The sequence below is a fragment of the Halomonas caseinilytica genome, from assembly GCF_001662285.1.
In the GTDB taxonomy this organism is placed as follows: domain Bacteria; phylum Pseudomonadota; class Gammaproteobacteria; order Pseudomonadales; family Halomonadaceae; genus Halomonas; species Halomonas caseinilytica.
Map to the genome: position 1 here is coordinate 15,425 of NZ_BDEO01000017.1, position 18,634 is coordinate 34,058.

Here is an 18,634-nt window from a genome sequence, read left to right on the forward strand (position 1 = left end):
ATCAGAAATAAGGGGGAAGAAGGAAGAGAAGCTCATCCGATTTCTTCGAGGCGCGTAGCGCCGTTCTTCCTTCTTCAAGCCGCGCAGCGGCGTACTTACTTGTTTATACCCCGCCGTCGATGTCGACCAGGGCGCCGGTGGTGAAGCCGGCACCGGCGAGCCACAACACGCCTTCGGCGATTTCCTCGGGCTCTCCGACACGCCCCATGGGGATGACGGCGTCGGCAACGTCCGTTTTCTCCGGATTGCCGCCGCTGGCATGAATGGTGGTGCGAACCACGCCGGGGCGCACGGTGTTGACGCGAATGCCGTCGCCGGCGACTTCCTTGGCCAGGCCTTCGGTCATGGTGTCGATGGCGCCCTTCGAGGCGGCATAGTCGACGTATTCGTCGGCGCCTCCCAGATGCGATGCCGCCGAGCCGACATTGACGATGGCGCCCCCCTGGCCGCCGTGGCGCTTGGCCATGCGCTTGATGGCCTCGCGGGCGCAGATGAACGGGCCGGTCACGTTGATACGCATCATGCGATCGATGCGTGCGAAGTCCATGTCCTCGACACGGCTGACCTGGTCGACCACGCCGGCGTTGTTGACCAGCACGTCCAGGCGGCCAAGCTCCCGATCCACGGTCTCGAACATGGCCAGGATGTCGGCTTCGTCGGCGACATCGGCTCGTACGGCGATGGCACGTCCACCCGCGGCCTCGATGTCGGCGACGACGCCCTTGGCCGAGGCGTCATCACTCCGGTAGTTGACGGCCACGGCGTAGCCACGCTGTGCGGCGAGCCGGGCGGTGGCGGCGCCGATGCCGCGTCCGGCACCGGTAATCAGCATCACTTTCGACATGTCGGCCTCTTGAAGTCGGTGAGTTGGGGCACGGCCCTCGGACCGTGCCCTGGGCATGAGGTTCAGGCCAGGCGCGTCAGCCAGCCACGGTTGTCGTCGCGGCGACCGTACTGCAGGTCGAGCAAGTGGCTGCGCAGGCGCTTGGCGACCTCGTTGTCGCCTCCCGCGCTGAGGCGGATCGGGCCGTCTTCGGTGACCAGCTCGCCCACCGGCGTGATGACCGCGGCGGTGCCGCAGGCGAAGACTTCGGTGATCTCGCCGTTGGCAGCACCCTCGCGCCACTCGTCGATGCTGATCGGGCGCTCCTCGGGGGTCAGTCCTTCATCGCGCGCCAGGGTCAGCACCGAATCGCGGGTCACGCCCTCGAGGATGGTGTCGGTGAGGCGTGGCGTGACCAGGCGTCCGTCGCGATAGACGAAGAACAGGTTCATGCCGCCGAGTTCCTCGATCCACTTGTTCTCGGCGGCGTCCAGGAAGGCGACCTGGCTGCAGTCGTGCGCCTCGGCCTCCTTCTGGGCCGCCAGGGAGGCAGCGTAGTTGCCGCCGCACTTGGCGAAGCCGGTGCCCCCGGCGGCGGCGCGCTTGTACTGGGAGGAGAGCCAGATCGACACCGGCGCCACGCCGCCCTTGAAGTAGGCGGCCGCGGGCGAGGCGATCACGTAGTAGTCGACTTCCTTGGCGGGGCGTACGCCGAGGAAGGTCTCGCTGGCGATCATGAAGGGCCGCAGGTAGAGGCTGGACTCCTCGGCGGCGCTGGCCGGCGTCGGGACCCAGGCATGGTCCTGGGCCAGCAGGGCGCGCAGAGAGTCGATGAAGTCCTCGTCGGACAGCTCCGGCAGCGCCAAGCGGCGCGCCGAGCGGCGGAAACGCTCGGCGTTCTTCTCCGGGCGAAAGGCCCAGACCGAGCCGTCCTCGTGACGATAGGCCTTGATGCCCTCGAAGATTTCCTGGGCGTAGTGCAGCACGGCGGCCGCGGGATCGAGGGTCAGCGGTCCGTAGGGGCGGACCTCATGACCATGCCAGCCGGCATCGGCAGTCCAGCGTACATGGGCCATGTGGTCGGTGAAATAGCGACCGAAACCGGGGGCGGCGAGAATGTCGTCACGGATATGGGCTGCCTTGGCCTCGGTGGATGGCAGCACGGAAAAGCGTTCTGTGGGCACGGCAATGAATCTCCGCTGTGCCCGAGGTGCGGCTGGCGCCTCGGGGCAATACTGAAACACCAGACCGGCGCTGCCGGCCCGGTGCGTGATGGTCGGCTCCTTTCATGAAAAAGTCGCCGCGCGGAAAAGGCAAGACCCGCGGTGACGGATCAGTCCTCGCCGACCTCGACCTGGCTGTCGGAAGCCCGGTCCAGCAGGTACTGGGTGAGCAGGCTCACCGGCCGCCCCGTGGCGCCTTTCTGCTTGCCGGAGTGCCAGGCGGTACCGGCGATGTCCAGGTGTGCCCAGGGGTACTTGTCGGTGAAGCGCGACAGGAAGCAGCCTGCGGTGATGGTGCCCGCCGGGCGACCGCCGATGTTGGCCAGATCGGCGAAGTTGGAGTCCAGCTGCTCCTGATACTCGTCCCACAGCGGCATGTGCCAGGCGCGATCCCAGGCGGTCTCGCCGGCGTCGAGCAGGTCCAGCGCCAGGTCGTCGTCGTTGGACATCAGGCCGGTGGCGTGGTGGCCAAGCGCGATGATGGCAGCACCGGTCAGGGTGGCGATGTCGACTACGCTGGCGGGCTCGAAACGCTCGGCGTAGGTCAGCGCATCGCAGAGCACCAGGCGGCCCTCGGCATCGGTGTTGAGGACTTCCACCGACAGGCCCTTGAGCGTCTTGATGATGTCGCCGGGCTTGGTGGCACGGCCGTCGGGCATGTTCTCGGCGCTGGCGACGATGGCCACCAGATTGACCTTGGGACGAATGGCGAGCACGGAGGTGACGGCACCGAACACGCTGGCGGCGCCGCACATGTCGAACTTCATCTCGTCCATGCCGTCGCCCGGCTTGAGCGAGATGCCACCGGAGTCGAAGGTGATGCCCTTGCCGACCAGCACGTGAGGCGCCTCGTCAGGATCGTCCGCGCCTTGATACTTCATCACGATCAGGCGCGACGGCTCGGCGCTGCCACGTCCCACGCTGAGCAGGCTGTGGGCGCCGAGTTCTTCGAGTGCCTGCTCATCGAGGATCTCGGTGGTCAGGGCGCCCTCGGAATCGGCGGCCATCTGCTCGGCTCGCTCGGCCAGGTAGCTCGGGGTGCAGACGTTGCCGGGCAGGTTGCCGAGAGTGCGAGTGGCGTTGATGCCCTGGCCGATACCGTCGCCGATGCGGCCACCTTCGCGAGCGGCGTCGGCATCGCCGCCTTCGCTGACCAGCAGGGTCACGCGCTCGAGCGACGGCACGGGGGCGGGCTCCGACTTGAAGTCGTTGAAGCGATAGACGGCACGATGAGCGGCCTCGGCCACCATTCGGGCCTTCCAGTCGCAGGCGCGATCGGGGACCGGAACGTCGTTGAAGGCCACGGCCGCGTCATCGGCGGGCAGCGATGCCAGGGCGGTGAAGGCGGCGTCGATGGCCTTGCGGAAGGCGCCTTCCTGACACGTCTCGCGGGCGCCGAGGCCCACCAGCATCAAGCGATCGGCGTTGAGGCCGGGAGCGAAGGGAATCAACTGGACGTTGCCCAGACGAGCGTCGAAATCGCCGCGCTCGATCAGCTGGCCGATCAGCCGCTCGCTGGCATTGTCGAGTTTGGTGGCGGCAGGCAGCAGATCGCCGTCCTTGAACACCGGTACCACGAGGCAGGCCGTCTCGACCTTGGCAGGATTGGCCGTCTGAACTGGGAATTCCATGGTGTCTCCACAAGACAAGCGGTGAGGGATTCTGGATAATGCCGGCACATTGCCGAGTCGTCCCAGTGTACCCAAGGCCGGGCGTCATTGCATGGAAGTTGGCCGGGCCGGCAACCCGGATCGGGAGACAGCATTGATCATATTTCGTTACCTGACCCGCGAGATCCTGCAGACGATGGCCGCCGTCGCCGGCGTGCTGCTGCTGGTGATCATGGGCAGTCGCTTCATCCGTTACTTCTCCAACGCGGCGGAGGGCGAGATCCCGGTCGATATTCTCGGGACCCTGATGCTGTTCCACTTGCCGGGGTTTCTCGAGCTGATCCTGCCGCTGGCCTTTTTTCTCGGCATTCTGCTCGCGTTGGGGCAGCTCTATCTCAACAGCGAGATCACCGTGCTGGTGGCCTGTGGTACCAGCCCCAATCGGCTGCTGTGGGTCAGCCTGCTGCCGGCGACCGTGGTGGCCATCCTGGTAGGGCTCTGCAGCCTCTGGTTGACCCCGGCCGGTGCCCTGCAGAATGAAATCCTCATCGAGGAGCAGCGCAGCCAGCTCGATTTCGGTGTCCTGACACCGGGGCGCTTTCAGGACTTCGGCGATGGCCGGGTGGCCTATGCCGAGGCGTTGAGCAAGCAGGAACGGCGCCTGGAAGAGGTCTTCATCAGCGAGCGCCAGCGGCGCGACGATGGAACGCCCCAGACGGTGGTGACGCGTGCAGCCGAGGGCTATCAGACCATCGATGAGGACACCGGCAGCCGGTTTCTGGTGCTGTCCGATGGCGAGCGCTACAGCGTCGAGCCCGGGCGGGCCGTGGCCGAGCGGCTTTCCTTCGGCACCTATGCGGTGCGCCTCTCCGGCGCTGCCGAACGCCAGGACCTGGACGATCCCGAATACGCCACCACCGCCGAGCTGATCGCCGATGGGTCGCCACCGGCCATGGCACAGTTGCAGTGGCGACTCGGCCTGCCGCCGATGGTGTTCATCCTGACGCTGCTGGCCATGCCGTTGTCCCGGGTGAATCCCCGGCAGGGGCGTTTCGCCAAGCTGCTGCCGGCAATCTTTCTCTATGTGGCCTACCTCAGCCTGCTGCTGGCGGCGCTGGATGCCATCGCCAGAGGGAGCTGGTCGGTCACGGTGGGCATGTGGCCGATTCATGCCGCCTTCCTGGCCATTGGCCTGATGATGACGCTGCATGCCCAGCGCAAGGGGATGAGCGGATGATCGCCGACCGTCTGGACCGTTATATCGCTCGTAATGTCCTGGGTGCCATCCTGGTGGTACAGGTCGTATTGCTGGGCCTGGATCTGGTCATTACCTACATCAATGACCTCGGTGACGTGGAGGGGGACTATGGGGCCCTTCAGGTACTCCTCTATCTGGTGATGCGCCTGCCCTGGCGCTTCTATCAGTATGCCCCGGTGGGCGTGCTGATCGGCGCTTTGATCGGCCTGGGGGGCATGGCCTCGAGCAACGAGCTGACGGTGATGCGCGCGGCGGGCCGGTCGTTGGGGCGCATTCTCTGGGGCGTCATGAAGCCGGTCATCCTGGTGATCGTCGTGGTGCTGTTCATCGCCGAGTTCGTCAGCCCTCGGACCGAACAGTTCGCCAGTGCCTGGCGGCTCGAGCGGTTGCAGGGGGAAGGGGCCGTGCTCACCGAGCGGGGTGGCTGGCAACGGGAGGGCGACAGCTTCTACCGTTTCGGCGCCATCCGCGCCGACAATGTCGTGCTCGACCTGACCCGCTACCGCTTCGAGGGGCGCGAACTGCGTGAAGCGATGAATGCGCGCCGAGCGGTCTGGCGCGATGGCGGCTGGGTACTGGAGGACGTGAACACCACTCGCTTCGTGGAGGGGCGTACCGAGGCTACCCACCAGGCCACGAAGCCCTGGCAGACCGAGCTGACGCCCGCCGAACTGGATCGTCTGTTGCGCGACGTGGAGACACAGGCGCCCAGCGAACTCTGGGCCCACGCGCGCTATCTGCAGTCCCAGGGCCAGGAGGCCACCCAGCCGCTGCTCTATTTCTGGCAGAAGATGATGATGCCCTTGACCATGGCCTCGCTGATGCTGGTAGCCGCCTCCTTCGTGTTCGGACCCTTGCGCAGCGTGGCGGCCGGTACCCGGGTGTTCTATGGCGTGGTCACCGGGCTGGTCTTCAAGTATCTGCAGGACTTGCTGGGGCCGGCCTCCACGGTATTCGGCTTCTCGCCGGCCTGGGCGGTGCTGGCGCCGACCCTGATATGCGCTGCCCTGGGGCTCTATCTGCTCCGTCGCAGCGGCTGACCCGGAGGCCGCATGGTGCATCGTTTCGATCGTCTCGACGAGGCACGGGCGGCAGGGCTGGGACGCCGCCTTGGTGCCATGTTGTATGACGGCCTGCTGGTGCTGGCCATCTGGATTGCCCTGGCCGCCGCACATGTGCTGGTCAGCCGCCTGTTGCTGGGCCTGCCGCCGGCGCGGCTGGGCGATGGCGTGGCCCAGGTGGCGTCGTTACGTGCCTTGCTGGTGTTCGGCGGCTTCGTGTTCTTTGCCTTTTTCTGGATGCGCGGCGGCATGACTCTGGGCATGCAGGCCTGGCGGCTGCGTGTGCAGACGACGGATGGGCGGTCGATCAGTCTGCGCCAGAGCCTGGTGCGGTATCTGGTAGGGGCGTTTTCCTGGGCCGCTTTCGGCCTGGGGCATCTCTGGGTGCTGTTCGATGCCGAGCGCCGTAGCTGGGCCGATATCGCGTCCGGCACACGGGTGATGGTGTTGCCCAAGCGGGGGCGAAAAGGTACCTGAGACGAAAGACGCAGTCTCCAGGGAGCAAAAAGTGACAGTCTATGGTTGCGATAGACTATGCGAATCATTTACATTTGCCTCGAGGTCAGCACGAGGTGATGTCATGTACGTGTGTCTATGCAAGGGTGTCAGTGACAAGGCCATCCGCCAGAGCGTGGAGGAAGGTGCGCGCAGTTGGCGCGAGGTGCAGCTCGAGACGGGTTGTGGCACTCAATGCGGCAAGTGTGCCTGCATGGCCAAGGGCATTACCCGCGAGGCCATCCGCGAGACATTGGTGGCTTGTTCCGAAGAACTCGCCTATGCGGTGTGATGGCAATCGATATTATTTGTGTTGCCATTAACAACTAGTTGATTTTATTGATTTTTTTGTGACGTGATCTAGACTGTCAAGTATGCCTGGCAGGGCGGAGAGCCCGTGCCGATGCAACAGGACTCTGACAGCAATCGAGGTGACGTCATGAAAGGCGACAGCAAGGTCATCCAGTACCTCAACACGGTACTCGGCAACGAACTGGTAGCCATCAATCAGTACTACCTGCATGCCAAGATGTATCAGGACTGGGGGCTAGGCGCTCTCGGCAAGTGGGAGTACAAGGAATCCATCGAGGAAATGCAGCACGCGGATACCCTGATCGAGCGTATCCTTTTCCTGGAGGGCATCCCCAACCTACAGGATTACGGCAAGCTGCTGATCGGCGAGAACACCAAGGAGATGCTTGAGTGTGACCTCAAGCTCGAGCAGAAGGCGCGCGCCGACCTGATCGACGCCATCTCGCACTGCGAGCAGGTCAAGGATTACGTCACCCGTGACCTGTTCAAGCGCATCCTCGATGACGAGGAAGAGCACATCGATCACCTGGAAACCGAGCTTGGCCTGATCGACAAGGTGGGCATCCAGAATTATCTGCAGAAGCAGATGCAAGAAGCCGAATAAAGAAGCAGGAAGGGCGCGGCTGGCGCCGCTGGAAGAAGGAAGAGCGGCGCGAGCGCTCAGGAAAGCCAACCCTCGGCACTCTGGCCGGGGAGGTCGGTTCCCTCTTCCCTCGATTTTTTCTCCCTATCTAGAATGCCTTCTCCAGGGCGAAGCGTGGCAGAGGCTCGCCCTGCATCTCGACGTTCTCCATGAACATCGACAAAGGCCGGACCCAGAGGCCGTAGTCGCCGTACAAGGCGCGATAGGCCACCAGGGGTTCCTCGGTCTCGCTATGATGGGCCACGCCGATGACCTCGTAGAGCGGCCCCTTGTAGTGGCGATAGATGCCGGGGACGGGATGCTGCGCTTCCATCGTGGTTCTCCGTGCTCAATGAGCGGAAGCGGCGTCGCGGGCCAGCCGCGCCAGAACGCGACTGGCGGCCACGAAGCCGAAGCTGCCGGTAACGAAGGTGGCGGCACCGAAGCCCGAGGCGCAATCGAGGCGTGTCGACTCGCCGGCACCGGGCTTGGTGTGGCACACCTCGCCTTCGGCGTCGGGGTAGACCAGTTGCTCGTCGGCATAGACGCACTCCACCGAGAAGCGACGCCGTGGATTGCGCGAGAAGCCGTGGTCACGGCGCAGACGAGCGCGGACCTTGGCCAGCAGCGGGTCGTGCTCGGTACGCGTGAGATCCGCCGTGCGAATGCGCGTGGGATCGGTCTGGCCTCCGGCGGCGCCAGTGACGGTGATCGGCAGCTTGCGCCGCTTGCACCAGGCGATCAGCGCCGCCTTGGCGACCACGCTGTCGATGGCATCGATCACATGATCGGCGTCCTCGGGCAGGCGTTCGGCCAGGTTGCCGGGCGTGATGAAGGCGGTGTCGGCGATGACCTCGATGCCGGGCTGGATCGCACGGCAGCGTTCGGCGAGTACCTCCACCTTGGGGCGCCCGATGGTGCCGTCCAGCGCATGCAGCTGGCGATTGACGTTGGAAACGCAGACATCGTCCAGGTCGATCAGGGTCAGTCGGCCGATGCCGGAGCGCGCCAGAGCCTCTACGGCCCAGCTACCCACGCCGCCGACGCCGGCGACCACCACATGGGCCTGCCGGAAGCGTGCCGCGGCCCGCGTGCCATAGAGGCGTTGGATGCCGCCGAAGCGCAATTCGTGGTCATCGCTGTGCAAGGCCGTGGAAGGCTGGGGGAGGTCGTTCATGGTGTTGTCATCGCGGAGGGTGAAGGTGTAGTGGATCGGTGATTGGCGGGCAGGTGGCCCGACCAGCCGAAGCGCTGGAAAAGCGCGGTCATTGGCGCATCGAGCGCGCAGCCGAGTTCGAGGCGGCGGCCATCGGCCGGGTGGTCGAACGCCAGTCCCACCGCGGCGAGCAGCAGGCGAGGGCAGGCCAGTTGCTCGGCGAAGAAGCGGTTGTGCACGCCCTTGCCGTGCTTGGCGTCGCCGATGATCGGGTAGCCGCGGCGTGACAGGTGGCGACGAATCTGGTGGCGGCGACCAGTGAGTGGGCGCGCCTCCATCAGCGAATAGCGGGCGCTCGGATAACGGTCGACCCGAATCGGCAGCTCCACGCTGTCCAGGCGTCGTACCTCGGTGTGGGCTTTGCGTGCCGGCATCTCAGCCTTGGGCCGTCGTCCGTCCTCGTCCCGCAAGGCATAGTCCAGCCGTTCAGCCTCGGGCCCTTGGCCGCGCACGACGGCCAGATAGCGCTTGTCAACCCGATGCGCGGCGAAGGCCTCCGCCAGTTGGGTGGCGATGTCCGGGTCGAGCGCGAACACCATCAGCCCCGAGGTGGGGCGATCGAGACGGTGGACCGGATAGACGCGTTGACCGATCTGGTCGCGCAGTGTCTGCAGCAGGAAGCGCCGCTCGCCCCTGGCCAGGGCGCTGCGATGCACGAGCATGCCCGCCGGCTTGTGCACGGCGATCAGATGGTCATCGTGGTGAAGGATGGGCAGTGCGTCGGTCATGGTGGCTTCGAGGGGTGACAGCGAGGTCGCCATTGTCGCTGCCGCTTGCGTGGATGTCATCCATGATGGCCATCACAGAAGGCAATTCGCGTCTGGTGGTCGAGGTTGGCAGAATGCTCGAGCATGGCGTCGATACCTGGGGCATATGAGGGAATCTGCATGACGAATCATCACTCTAACCCGCATCTGGTTGTGCTGAGCGGCGCCGGCATCAGCGCCGAGAGTGGCATCCAGACCTTTCGCGCCGCCGATGGGCTCTGGGCCGATCATCCCATCGAGGAGGTTGCCACCCCGGAAGCCTGGGCGCGAGACCCCGAGCGTGTCCTGCGCTTCTATGATGCGCGTCGCGACCAGGTACGCCGTGCGCGTCCCAATGCTGCCCATAAGGCACTGGCGCGGCTCGAGGCCGATGGCTTTCGGGTCAGCATCGTCACCCAGAACATCGATGACCTGCACGAACGGGCCGGTTCCCGACGGGTCGTGCATTTGCATGGTGAGATTCTCAAGGCGCGTTCCTCGGTGGATGCGCGCATGCGCTATCCGTTACCGCGCGGGGGAATCGCCTTGGGTGATGTCTGTGACAAGGGCAGCCAGTTGCGTCCTGACGTGGTGTGGTTTGGCGAGGCGGTGCCTCGTTTCGAGGAGGCTATCGAGATCGTGGCCGAGGCCGATCTGCTGCTGGTCGTGGGGACATCGCTGGCGGTGATGCCGGCCGCCTCGCTGATCGACGAAGCCCCCATGGCGGCACCTCGGGTGCTGGTCGATCCCGAGGCTCGCGACCTGACGACTGCCGGCGTGCACGGGCTTTCCCTGCCCGCCGGGGAAGGAGTGCCCTTGCTGGCGCGTCATTGGCGCCGTGAAGGCCGCCTGTGGCTGCCCGAGGCCGTGTTCGGCGAATAGGGCCGGTCGGCAGGCATGCTAGAATGCGGCTCTTCTCAATCACCGACACGCCACCGAGACGCATGCAGGACGAATCACCGACCTCGCCTTACCCTGATACACCTTTCGATGTCGCTTCACCGCCACGGCGCGAGTTCAAAGCGCGCGGCAGTTTCGTGGTACGTTGCGAGTCGTGCAACCTACCGCGTCTCAACTGCCTGTGCCCCTACCGGGTGCAGGCCGAGAGCCGCTCTAGGGTGTGGTTGCTGACGCATCCCATCGAGCGCTACAAGCCCACCAATACCGGTCGTCTGATTCGTGACGTCCTGCCGGATACCGAGGTTTTCACCTGGTATCGCACGGCGCCGGACGAGCGCCTGCTCGATCTGCTGGCGGATTCGCGCTATGCCCCCTTCGTGGTCTTCCCCGACGATCAGGAAGGGTACGCCGATCGAGTGGTCGGCATGGACAGCGTGATCGAGCACCGGGATGCCGGCCGTATTCCGGTCTTCATTCTTCTCGATGGCACCTGGCGGCAGGCGCGTCGCATCTTCCGGCGCAGCGCCTACCTGGCGGATCTGCCGGTGCTGCCGTTGGTTACCGACCGGCAGACTCGCTACCGACTGCGCAAGGCGGCGTCCAGCGATCACCTGTGCACCGCCGAGGTGGCGGCGGAGTTGCTGCATCAGGCTGGCGATGACCGGGCGGCCGAGGTGCTCGACGACTATTTCGAGGTCTTCAACGACAACTACGCCGCCAGCCGCCGCCACGCCAAGCCGGAGGAGCCGACACCGGCGATGCGTCGCCTGCTGGCGGCCCGACAGGGCGGCTAGCCGAACAGGGTGCCGGCGATGCGTAGCCCGGCGATCCAGGTGCCGGCAGCGGAGCCGAGCGTCGCGGTCAAGAACACCAGCAGGGTGCGCGCCACCCGGTTGCGCCACCAGCCTTTCCAATCGGTAACGTCGTGACGCAGGGTGGCAAAGTCGCGCACCTTGGGCTTGCGTAGGGCCAGCTCCACCCCGGCGGCGACGAAACCGGCACCGATGGTGGGATTCAGCGAGGTGAGGGGGGCGGCGAACATCGTGGCCACCACGGTGACGGGATGGGCCAGGGCCACCAGGGTCGCGGCACCGGAAAGTACGCCGTTGATCAAAAACCATTCACCGACCAGTTGCCAGCCCAGGTCGGTGTTGCGTGAGAAGCCGATGGCGAAGCCGGTGAGCACCAGTGCGGTGATCAGCCAGGGAATCGCCTTCCAGATTCTGGAACGGGGCGGGGTGACTTCCAGTTGCTCACGCTCGGAGGAGGGCGTCTCGGGCAGCGGTGCCTCGAGGTGCTCGGCCATGCCCTGCAGATGGCCGGCGCCGATCACCACCAGCACATGGCGGTAGTGGCCAGGCGGGCAGAGCTCGGCCAGTCTTAGCGCCATGTAGCGGTCGCGTTCGCTGATCAGCGGGGTATAGAGCGCTTCGGATTGGGTCGCGAATTCGCGAAAGGTGGATTCCAGTACGTCGCCTTCCTTGAGTCGCTCGATATCTTCCGAGGAGACCTCCTGGCGGGACAGCACGCCGCCGAGCAGGCCCGAAAACAGCGAGAAGCGCTGCCACCACGGCACATTGTGATAGATGCGCTTGAGGGTCACGCCGACATCGCGGTCGATCAGCGCAAGCGGCAGGTCATGGGCTCGCGCGCTTTCGATGGCGGCACGCATTTCGGCCCCGGGCTCGATGCCCGATTGTTCCGCGACGCGCTGCTGGAAAGCGCCCAGGGCGAGGCTGGCGGCTACCATGCCGGCCTTGCCCTGGCGGAAGACCTGGAACAGATCCTGTTCGCCGAGGGCGTCGGGATTGGCGAGGTTCTGGTGGCGCGAATCGCAGAGCTCGATGGCCACGGCGTCGAACTCGCCGGAATCGATCAGCGTGCGCACTTCGGCGGCGCTCTGGGCGGAGACGTGGGCGGTGCCCAGCAGGGTATAGCGGGTCCCGCCCACCTGCAGGGTTCGGCGCGGGCCGAGGGTTTCGATGGCCGGTTCGGCGATGGCGCAATCCTGAGTGTCGGTCATGGGCGCTCGGGCCTTGAAAATGTGAAGGGTCGATTATCCACGAAGGCCGCCGGCGGGCCAAACCCGGTGCGGCACTTGCATCGGGTTTGTCACTTGCGCCAGAAGGCAGGGGTGAACAATACCACGACGGTGAAGATTTCCAGGCGCCCCAGCAGCATGGCGAGGACCAGGATCCACTTGGCCAGGCTCGGCAGATCACCGTAGTGGGCCGAGGCCTCGCCGAGTGCCGGCCCCAGGTTGTTCAGGGTCGCGCCCACCGTGGACCAGGCGGTGACCTGGTCCACGCCGGTGGCCATTACGCCCACCAGCATCAGGAAGAACAGCATCACATAGGCCGAGAAGAATCCCCACACCGCCTGGGCGATGCCGTCGGGCACGCTGACCTTGCCGATCTTCACGGTGATCACGGCGCTGGGGTGGATCAGGCGCATCACCTCGCGCATGCCCTGCTTGAGGATCAGTATGATGCGAATCACCTTCATGCCGCCGCCGGTGGAACCGGAACAGCCGCCGACGAAGGCGGCCACGAACAGCAGAAAGGGCAGGGCGCCGGGCCAGGTGGAGAAGTCGGCCACCGAGAAGCCCGCGGTGGTGGCCACCGACACGACTTCGAAGATGGCGTGGCGAAGGCCCGTGGTGGTTTCGTAGTCGCTGGTGAGCCATAGCGAGACGGCGGTGATGGTGATCAAACCGGCCAGGAACAGCATCAAGAAGCGTGCTTCCGGATCCTGGAAATAATGGGACAGGCGGCGTTCCCGCCAGGCCACGAAATGCAGACTGAAGCTGAAGGCCGAGATCAGCAGGAAGGCCGCGCAGATCAGCTCGATCACGGCACTGTCGAAGTAGCCGATGCTGGCGTCATGCGTGGAGAAGCCGCCGATGGCCACGGTGGAGAAGCTGTGCCCGAGGGCATCGAACCAGTTCATGCCGGCGGCCATGTAGGCCAGCATGCAGGTGACCGTCAGGGTGGCGTAGATGTACCACAGCGCCTTGGCCGTCTCGGTGATGCGCGGGGTCAGCTTGGAATCCTTGAGCGGCCCGGGAATCTCGGTGCGATACAGGGCCATGCCGCCGACGCCGAGTGTCGGCAGGATGGCCACCGCCAGCACTACGATCCCCATGCCGCCGAGCCACTGGAGCTGCTGGCGGTAGTAGAGGATCGCCTCGGGCAGCAGGTCGATGCCGGTGATCACGGTGGCGCCGGTGGTGGTCAGCCCGGAGAACGACTCGAAGACGGCATCGGTCGGGGAGAGTGCCGAGGCGCCGGTGAGCATCAAGGGCAAGGAACCGAACAGCCCCAGCACGCTCCAGAACAGGGCCGCGATCAGAAAGCCGTCGCGGGTACGCAGCTCCTTGCGCGCATGGCGGTTGGGCAGATACATCAGGGCGCCGGTGGCCACGGTAATGCTCAAGGCGATCACGAAGGCCTGCCACATGCCATCGGCGAACAGCAGCGATATCAGGATGGGGGGCACCATGGTCAGGCTGAACATCATCAGCAGCAGGCCCAGGATGCGCAGGATCATGCGCAGGCTCATGCGATGATCCCCCTCGTCTTCCCTGTCGGCATGGTGAACTCCATCAGAAGAAGGTCAGCCCCACCTGGAAGAGGCGCTCGACATCACGAATGCGGCGCTTGTCGATGACGAACAGGATGACATGGTCGCCGGATTCGACGACCACATCGTCGTGGGCGATCAGTACCTCCTTGCCCCTGACCACGGCCCCGATGGTGGTGCCGCTGGGCAGGTCGATGTCACCGATGGCGCGGCCCACGACCTTGGAGGACTGGGTGTCGCCGTGAGCGATGGCCTCGATGGCCTCGGCGGCACCGCGACGCAGCGAGTGGACATTGACGATGTCGCCGCGTCGCACATGGGTCAGCAGGCTGCCGATGGTGGCCTGCTGGGGGGAGATGGCGATGTCGATCTCGCCGCCCTGGACCAGGTCCACATAGGCGGCGTTGTTGATCAGTGTCAGGACCTTCTTGGCGCCCATGCGCTTGGCCAGCATCGACGACATGATGTTGACCTCGTCGTCGTTGGTCAGCGCGCAGAAGATATCGCAGTCCTCGATGTTCTCCTCTTCCAGCAGGCGCTTGCTGGTGGCGCTGCCGTGCAGCACCACGGTGCGGTCGAGCCGCTCGGAGAGCTGGGTGCAGCGTTCCAGGCTGCGCTCGACGATCTTGACCTGATGGTTGTGCTCGAGATGTTCGGCCAGGCGTTCGCCGATGTTGCCACCACCGACGATGACGATGCGTCGGAAGTCGCGCTCCAGGCGTCGCAGCTCGCTCATCACGGCGCGGATGTCGCGACGGGCAGCGATGAAGAAGACCTCGTCGTCGGCCTCGATGACGGTATCGCCGCGCGGGATGATGGGGCGGTTGCGGCGATAGATGGCGGCGACCCGGGTATCGACGCTGGGCATGTGGCGCCGCAGGAAGCCGAGCTCCTGACCCACCAGGGGGCCGCCGTAGTAGGCCTTGACGGCCACCAGCTGCACCAGGCCGCCGGTGAATTCCAGGACCTGCAGGGCACCGGGATGCTCGATCAGGCGTCGGATATGATCGGTGACGACTTGCTCGGGGCTGATCAGCACGTCGATGGGGACCGCCTCATGGGCGAAGAGCCCCTTGCGGGTCAGGTAAGCGGTAGCACGGACCCTGGCGATCTTGGTCGGCGTGCGAAACAGGGTGTGTGCCACCTGGCAGGCGATCATGTTGACCTCGTCGGTGTTGGTCACCGCGATCAGCATGTCGGCGTCCTCGCAGCCGGCCTGGCGAAGCACCATGGGATAGGAGGCGGCGCCGGTCACGGTGCGAATGTCCAGGCGAGTGTGCAGTTCGCGCAGGCGATCGGCATCGGTGTCCACCACCGTGATGTCGTTTTCTTCGCGGGCCAAGTGTTCGGCCAGGGTGCCGCCGACCTGGCCGGCACCGAGGATGATGATCTTCATCGCGTATCACAGTCCGCAGGGGGTGAGGGGCGGTGCGCTATGGGCACCACCATTTTTCGGTGGCGGAAAGCCTAAACCAGTCACCGTTGGAAGAACAGGCGAGGCGTTCAGTCGAGGGTGAAACCGACCTTGATCGTCACCTGCCAGTGGGCCACCCGGCCATGCTCGATATGGCCGCGGGTGTCGATGACCTCGAACCAGCGCATGCCGTGCAGGCTTTCCGAGGCCTTGGTCAAGGCGCTCTGGATGGCGTCCTCGATGCCCTTGTCGGAGGAACCGGTCAGCTCGATGTGCTTGTAGGTGTGGTTCATGATGACAATCCTTTGGTTGGCGATGAGGGGCGATCAGAACCCGTCAGGCGGTTCCTTTCCTCAGTCTGGCATAGAAGAAGCCATCGTGGCTGTCGGGGCTCGGCAGAAGCTGGCGCCCGGCACCGGCGGGGCGTCCCCATGCCAGGCCGCTCGGCGTGGTGACTTCGGCGTCGGGGGTGCGCTCGAGGAAGGCCTGTACCTGATCGGCATTCTCTTCCGGGAGCACCGAGCAGGTGGCATAGAGCAGGGTGCCGCCCGGCGCGAGCAGCGGCCAGAGGTTATCCAGCAGGCGTGCCTGCACCTCGGCGAGCTTGGCGATATCTGACGGGCGGCGCAGGCGCTTGATGTCCGGATGGCGCCGGATGACGCCGCTGCCGGAGCAGGGCGCGTCGAGCAGGATGGCATCGAAGGCGGTGCCATCCCACCAGTCCCTTCCGGTAGCGTCGCCATGCGCCAGCGATGCACTTAGGCCGAGTCGCGCCAGGGTATCCTCGACGCGCGCCAGGCGGGCATCGTCGCTGTCGATTGCCTGCAGGTCGATGTCGAAGAGTTCCAGCAGATGCGCGGCCTTGCCACCCGGGGCGCAGCAGGCATCCAGAACGCGGGCGCCAGGCCGAGGAGCGATCACCGGCCCCAGCAGGACGGCGGCGAGCTGGGCGGCCTCATCCTGGATACTGACATGCCCCTCGCGGAATCCCGGCAATTCGGCGACATCGCAGGGGGCTTCCAGGGTCAGGCCATCGGGAGCATGCGGACACAGCCGCGCGCCGGGCGAATCAAGGCGTTCCAGGTACATCTCCCGGTCGCCGTAACGTCGGTTGACTCTTAGCGTCATGGGGCCCGGTTGGTTGTTGGCCTCGCAGATCGACCGCCAGTCGTCGGGCCAGGCCTGACGTAATGTCTTCACCCACCAGCGCGGATGCAGCAGGGCTACCGCCGGGTCGCGGTCCACCTCGGCCTGCAGTGCCGCGCTTTCCCGTTGCAGGCGTCGCAGGCAGCCGTTGAGCACCCGGGTGGCCCAGGCCTTGCTCAGCAGCCGTGCCGCGCCGGCAGTCTCGCCCACGGCGGCGTGAGCGGGGACACGTAGATACAGCAACTGGTAGATGCCGACGAGCAGCAAGGCCTGGATGTCGGCGTCGCGGGTCTTGAAGGGCTTTTCCAGCAACTTTCCTGCCAGGGCCTCCAGGCGGGGAAGGGTCCGACAGGTGCCGAAGCAGAGCTCCTTGAAGAGCCCACGGTCCCGGGCGACGACCTGGTGCTCGTCGAGATCGTTCAGCGACTTCTTGCCGGTGATCACCGGCGCGATCGCCCGGGCGGCGGCGGCGCGCACGGCCAGGCCATTGTCGAGGGACTTGCTGCGACCGTCGTTGCGGCGCTGCTGGCTCATGCGGATGTCTCCCCATCAGATGTTCCGAGTCGTGTACCGACGGTAAAGCGGTCCGCCCGGGCCCGCAGGAGCTCGGGGACGTCCAGAGGCTTGCCACCGGGCAGTTGGGCACGGGTTACGCGCAGTACGCCATCGCCACAGACGATACGCAATGCCTCTTTGTCAGGCTCGAGCAAGGTTCCCGGTGCGAGCGCGGCTTCGTGGCTCGCCGGCTCGCCGGGTTCGGCCAGCCACAGGCGCAACCGCTCGTTGCCGAGCGAGCACCAGGCCACGGGCCAGGGGTTGAAGGCACGCACGCGGGCGGCGAGGGTCGAGGCGGATTCGCGAAAGTCCAGCTCGGCCTCGGCCTTGGAAAGCTTGGCGGCATAGGTGACGCCATCGTCAGGCTGAGGTTTGGGCGCCAGGCCGGGGCCGGCCAGGGCATCGAGGGTCTCGACCAGGGCGTCGCCGCCCAGGCTGGCCAGGGTGTCGTGGAGCGAGCCTCCAGTGGTGGTGGCCTCGATGGGGGTGCGCCGGGTGAGCAGTATGTCGCCGGTGTCGAGCCCTTCGTCCATCTGCATCAGCGTCACGCCGCTTTCGGTGTCGCCGGCTTCGATGGCGCGCTGGATGGGGGCCGCACCGCGCCAGCGCGGCAACAGGGAGGCATGCACATTGATGCAGCCCAGTCGTGGGGTGTCGAGAATCTCGCGTGGCAGGATCAAGCCATAGGCGACCACGACCATCAGGTCGGCGTCCAGTTCCGCCAGTTGCGCCTGGGCTTCCGGTGTGCGCAGCGAGGCTGGCTGATGGACCGGTAGGCCGTGAGACTGGGCGAGGACCTTGACGGGACTCGCGGTCAGCTTGCGACCACGGCCGGCGGCTCGGTCGGGCTGGGTATAGACGCCGACGACCCGGTGATGGCTTGCCAGCAACGCTTCCAGGCTCGCGGCGGCGAAGTCGGGCGTACCGGCGAAGATGACGCGCAGGGATTGGGACATGTCGAGGGGCCTTGCCGAAATGGATGCCCCTTATGATAACGGAGCCTGGCGCGAACGACGAAGGGCAGTGCCGTCAACGACGACACTGCCCCGTACGGCAGGATGGCGATGCCCCAGCAGTTTCTGGTGTTCAGGCGCCCTGGGCGAGCTTGTGACGCTTCTGCATCTTCTTCATCACCCGATCGCGCTTGAGCGGCGACAGGTAGTCGACGAAGAGCACGCCACGCAGATGGTCGCACTCATGCTGGATGCAATGGGCGAGCAGCCCTTCCGCCTCGAGTTCATAGGGTTCGCCCTGGCGATCCAGCGCCTTGAGGTGGACCTTCAGGGCACGAGGCACTTCGGCGTAGTATTCGGGAATCGACAGGCAGCCTTCCTGCATCGGTTCGCGCTCGTCGCCGATGGGCGTGAACTCGGGATTGATCAGCACCAGGGGGGTGCTCTGGTCGTCGCTGACATCCATGACGATGACCCGGCGGTGCACGTCCACCTGGGTGGCAGCCAGACCGATGCCACGGGCGTCATACATGGTCTCGAGCATGTCGTCGACCAGTTGGCGCACCTCGTCGTCGACCGTCTCGACCTCGGCGGCCTCGGTACGCAGCCGTTCGTCGGGGAATTCGAGGATAGGGAGTTTGGCCATGGCGTCAGGTCACCGTTGTACAGTCATGCGAAATATACGTCTATTCTAGGAGGCGAGAGGCGAGGGGAAAAC

20 protein-coding genes are annotated in these 18,634 nt (G+C 65.5%); 7 read left to right on the forward strand and 13 right to left on the reverse strand.

Annotated features, from left to right (window positions below; all coding sequences use genetic code 11):
• Positions 1 to 103 precede the first annotated feature (103 nt).
• From HSDC_RS15475 to HSDC_RS15485, 3 genes are all read right to left on the reverse strand, one after another.
• Positions 104 to 844 carry an SDR family oxidoreductase gene (locus HSDC_RS15475; RefSeq protein ID WP_064700856.1) on the reverse strand — a complete coding sequence of 247 codons (741 nt, stop codon included), beginning with the start codon at positions 842 to 844 and terminating at the stop codon, positions 104 to 106.
• 62 nt (positions 845 to 906) lie between these two features.
• Positions 907 to 2,007, reverse strand: coding sequence for a branched-chain amino acid aminotransferase (locus tag HSDC_RS15480; RefSeq protein ID WP_064700857.1), 1,101 nt, complete (start codon positions 2,005 to 2,007; stop codon positions 907 to 909).
• Between the two features lie 149 nt (positions 2,008 to 2,156).
• Positions 2,157 to 3,677 carry a leucyl aminopeptidase gene (locus tag HSDC_RS15485; RefSeq protein WP_064700858.1) on the reverse strand — a complete coding sequence of 507 codons (1,521 nt, stop codon included), beginning with the start codon at positions 3,675 to 3,677 and terminating at the stop codon, positions 2,157 to 2,159.
• Between the two features lie 133 nt (positions 3,678 to 3,810).
• Here HSDC_RS15485 and lptF point away from each other — a divergent pair, with 133 nt between their 5' ends.
• From lptF to bfr, 5 genes are all read left to right on the forward strand, one after another.
• Positions 3,811 to 4,893, forward strand: a complete 1,083-nt coding sequence (lptF, locus tag HSDC_RS15490) for an LPS export ABC transporter permease LptF (protein WP_073292187.1) — start codon at positions 3,811 to 3,813, stop codon at positions 4,891 to 4,893.
• A complete protein-coding gene (lptG, locus tag HSDC_RS15495) occupies positions 4,890 to 5,954 on the forward strand; it encodes an LPS export ABC transporter permease LptG (RefSeq protein ID WP_064700859.1) in 1,065 nt (354 codons plus the stop codon). The genes lptF and lptG overlap by 4 nt, the downstream gene beginning before the upstream one ends.
• Before the next feature lie 12 nt (positions 5,955 to 5,966).
• The gene (locus HSDC_RS15500; RefSeq protein WP_064700860.1) at positions 5,967 to 6,452 is read left to right on the forward strand and encodes an RDD family protein; all 486 of its coding nucleotides are present in this window, start codon (positions 5,967 to 5,969) and stop codon (positions 6,450 to 6,452) included.
• A gap of 103 nt (positions 6,453 to 6,555) precedes the next feature.
• Positions 6,556 to 6,762 (forward strand): (2Fe-2S)-binding protein, encoded by a 207-nt coding sequence (locus tag HSDC_RS15505; protein ID WP_064700861.1) that lies wholly within the window; start codon positions 6,556 to 6,558, stop codon positions 6,760 to 6,762.
• Positions 6,763 to 6,909: 147 nt separating this feature from the next.
• Positions 6,910 to 7,386 (forward strand): bacterioferritin, encoded by a 477-nt coding sequence (gene bfr, locus HSDC_RS15510; protein WP_064700862.1) that lies wholly within the window; start codon positions 6,910 to 6,912, stop codon positions 7,384 to 7,386.
• A 127-nt stretch (positions 7,387 to 7,513) separates the two neighbouring features.
• On the opposite strand, the gene HSDC_RS15515 is transcribed toward bfr, so the two are convergent.
• The 3 genes from HSDC_RS15515 to HSDC_RS15525 are packed head-to-tail and all read right to left on the reverse strand — an operon-like array spanning position 7,514 to position 9,348.
• Positions 7,514 to 7,738 carry a DUF1653 domain-containing protein gene (locus tag HSDC_RS15515; RefSeq protein ID WP_064700863.1) on the reverse strand — a complete coding sequence of 75 codons (225 nt, stop codon included), beginning with the start codon at positions 7,736 to 7,738 and terminating at the stop codon, positions 7,514 to 7,516.
• A gap of 15 nt (positions 7,739 to 7,753) precedes the next feature.
• Positions 7,754 to 8,581: a tRNA cyclic N6-threonylcarbamoyladenosine(37) synthase TcdA gene (gene tcdA / locus HSDC_RS15520; RefSeq protein ID WP_064700864.1), complete on the reverse strand. Its 828-nt coding sequence runs from the start codon at positions 8,579 to 8,581 to the stop codon at positions 7,754 to 7,756.
• Complete coding sequence (locus tag HSDC_RS15525) at positions 8,578 to 9,348, reverse strand: pseudouridine synthase (protein WP_064700897.1); 771 nt, start codon at positions 9,346 to 9,348, stop codon at positions 8,578 to 8,580. Before HSDC_RS15525 ends, tcdA begins: the two co-directional genes overlap by 4 nt.
• 159 nt (positions 9,349 to 9,507) lie before the next feature.
• Here HSDC_RS15525 and HSDC_RS15530 point away from each other — a divergent pair, with 159 nt between their 5' ends.
• Positions 9,508 to 10,248: an SIR2 family NAD-dependent protein deacylase gene (locus HSDC_RS15530; RefSeq protein WP_064700865.1), complete on the forward strand. Its 741-nt coding sequence runs from the start codon at positions 9,508 to 9,510 to the stop codon at positions 10,246 to 10,248.
• Between the two features lie 62 nt (positions 10,249 to 10,310).
• Positions 10,311 to 11,060, forward strand: coding sequence for a tRNA-uridine aminocarboxypropyltransferase (locus tag HSDC_RS15535; RefSeq protein ID WP_064700866.1), 750 nt, complete (start codon positions 10,311 to 10,313; stop codon positions 11,058 to 11,060).
• Here HSDC_RS15535 and HSDC_RS15540 read toward each other — a convergent pair.
• From HSDC_RS15540 to def, 7 genes are all read right to left on the reverse strand, one after another.
• Entirely contained in the window at positions 11,057 to 12,289 is a 1,233-nt protein-coding gene (locus tag HSDC_RS15540) for a TraB/GumN family protein (RefSeq protein WP_064700867.1), read from the reverse strand. The genes HSDC_RS15535 and HSDC_RS15540 overlap by 4 nt on opposite strands.
• Positions 12,290 to 12,378: 89 nt before the next feature.
• Complete coding sequence (locus HSDC_RS15545) at positions 12,379 to 13,827, reverse strand: TrkH family potassium uptake protein (protein WP_064700868.1); 1,449 nt, start codon at positions 13,825 to 13,827, stop codon at positions 12,379 to 12,381.
• 43 nt (positions 13,828 to 13,870) lie between these two features.
• On the reverse strand, positions 13,871 to 15,244 hold the full coding sequence (gene trkA / locus HSDC_RS15550; RefSeq protein ID WP_064700869.1) for a Trk system potassium transporter TrkA: 1,374 nt from the start codon (positions 15,242 to 15,244) through the stop codon (positions 13,871 to 13,873).
• Positions 15,245 to 15,351: 107 nt separating this feature from the next.
• Positions 15,352 to 15,558: a dodecin gene (locus HSDC_RS15555; RefSeq protein WP_064700870.1), complete on the reverse strand. Its 207-nt coding sequence runs from the start codon at positions 15,556 to 15,558 to the stop codon at positions 15,352 to 15,354.
• A gap of 40 nt (positions 15,559 to 15,598) precedes the next feature.
• Positions 15,599 to 16,942 (reverse strand): 16S rRNA (cytosine(967)-C(5))-methyltransferase RsmB, encoded by a 1,344-nt coding sequence (gene rsmB, locus HSDC_RS15560; protein ID WP_064700871.1) that lies wholly within the window; start codon positions 16,940 to 16,942, stop codon positions 15,599 to 15,601.
• Positions 16,939 to 17,919 carry a methionyl-tRNA formyltransferase gene (gene fmt, locus HSDC_RS15565; protein WP_064700872.1) on the reverse strand — a complete coding sequence of 327 codons (981 nt, stop codon included), beginning with the start codon at positions 17,917 to 17,919 and terminating at the stop codon, positions 16,939 to 16,941. Before fmt ends, rsmB begins: the two co-directional genes overlap by 4 nt.
• Before the next feature lie 130 nt (positions 17,920 to 18,049).
• A complete protein-coding gene (def, locus tag HSDC_RS15570) occupies positions 18,050 to 18,562 on the reverse strand; it encodes a peptide deformylase (protein WP_064700873.1) in 513 nt (170 codons plus the stop codon).
• Positions 18,563 to 18,634: the final 72 nt, after the last annotated feature.

Bases quoted from the DNA above. Each gene is read 5' to 3' on its own strand.
- HSDC_RS15475 (WP_064700856.1), bottom strand. From the start codon at position 844: ATGTCGAAAGTGATGCTGATTACCGGTGCCGGACGCGGCATCGGCGCC.
- HSDC_RS15485 (WP_064700858.1), bottom strand. From the start codon at position 3,677: ATGGAATTCCCAGTTCAGACGGCCAATCCTGCCAAGGTCGAGACGGCC.
- lptG (WP_064700859.1), top strand. From the start codon at position 4,890: ATGATCGCCGACCGTCTGGACCGTTATATCGCTCGTAATGTCCTGGGT.
- HSDC_RS15500 (WP_064700860.1), top strand. From the start codon at position 5,967: ATGGTGCATCGTTTCGATCGTCTCGACGAGGCACGGGCGGCAGGGCTG.
- HSDC_RS15505 (WP_064700861.1), top strand. From the start codon at position 6,556: ATGTACGTGTGTCTATGCAAGGGTGTCAGTGACAAGGCCATCCGCCAG.
- bfr (WP_064700862.1), top strand. From the start codon at position 6,910: ATGAAAGGCGACAGCAAGGTCATCCAGTACCTCAACACGGTACTCGGC.
- HSDC_RS15515 (WP_064700863.1), bottom strand. From the start codon at position 7,738: ATGGAAGCGCAGCATCCCGTCCCCGGCATCTATCGCCACTACAAGGGG.
- tcdA (WP_064700864.1), bottom strand. From the start codon at position 8,581: ATGAACGACCTCCCCCAGCCTTCCACGGCCTTGCACAGCGATGACCAC.
- HSDC_RS15525 (WP_064700897.1), bottom strand. From the start codon at position 9,348: ATGACCGACGCACTGCCCATCCTTCACCACGATGACCATCTGATCGCC.
- HSDC_RS15530 (WP_064700865.1), top strand. From the start codon at position 9,508: ATGACGAATCATCACTCTAACCCGCATCTGGTTGTGCTGAGCGGCGCC.
- HSDC_RS15535 (WP_064700866.1), top strand. From the start codon at position 10,311: ATGCAGGACGAATCACCGACCTCGCCTTACCCTGATACACCTTTCGAT.
- HSDC_RS15540 (WP_064700867.1), bottom strand. From the start codon at position 12,289: ATGACCGACACTCAGGATTGCGCCATCGCCGAACCGGCCATCGAAACC.
- HSDC_RS15545 (WP_064700868.1), bottom strand. From the start codon at position 13,827: ATGAGCCTGCGCATGATCCTGCGCATCCTGGGCCTGCTGCTGATGATG.
- trkA (WP_064700869.1), bottom strand. From the start codon at position 15,244: ATGAAGATCATCATCCTCGGTGCCGGCCAGGTCGGCGGCACCCTGGCC.
- rsmB (WP_064700871.1), bottom strand. From the start codon at position 16,942: ATGAGCCAGCAGCGCCGCAACGACGGTCGCAGCAAGTCCCTCGACAAT.
- fmt (WP_064700872.1), bottom strand. From the start codon at position 17,919: ATGTCCCAATCCCTGCGCGTCATCTTCGCCGGTACGCCCGACTTCGCC.
- def (WP_064700873.1), bottom strand. From the start codon at position 18,562: ATGGCCAAACTCCCTATCCTCGAATTCCCCGACGAACGGCTGCGTACC.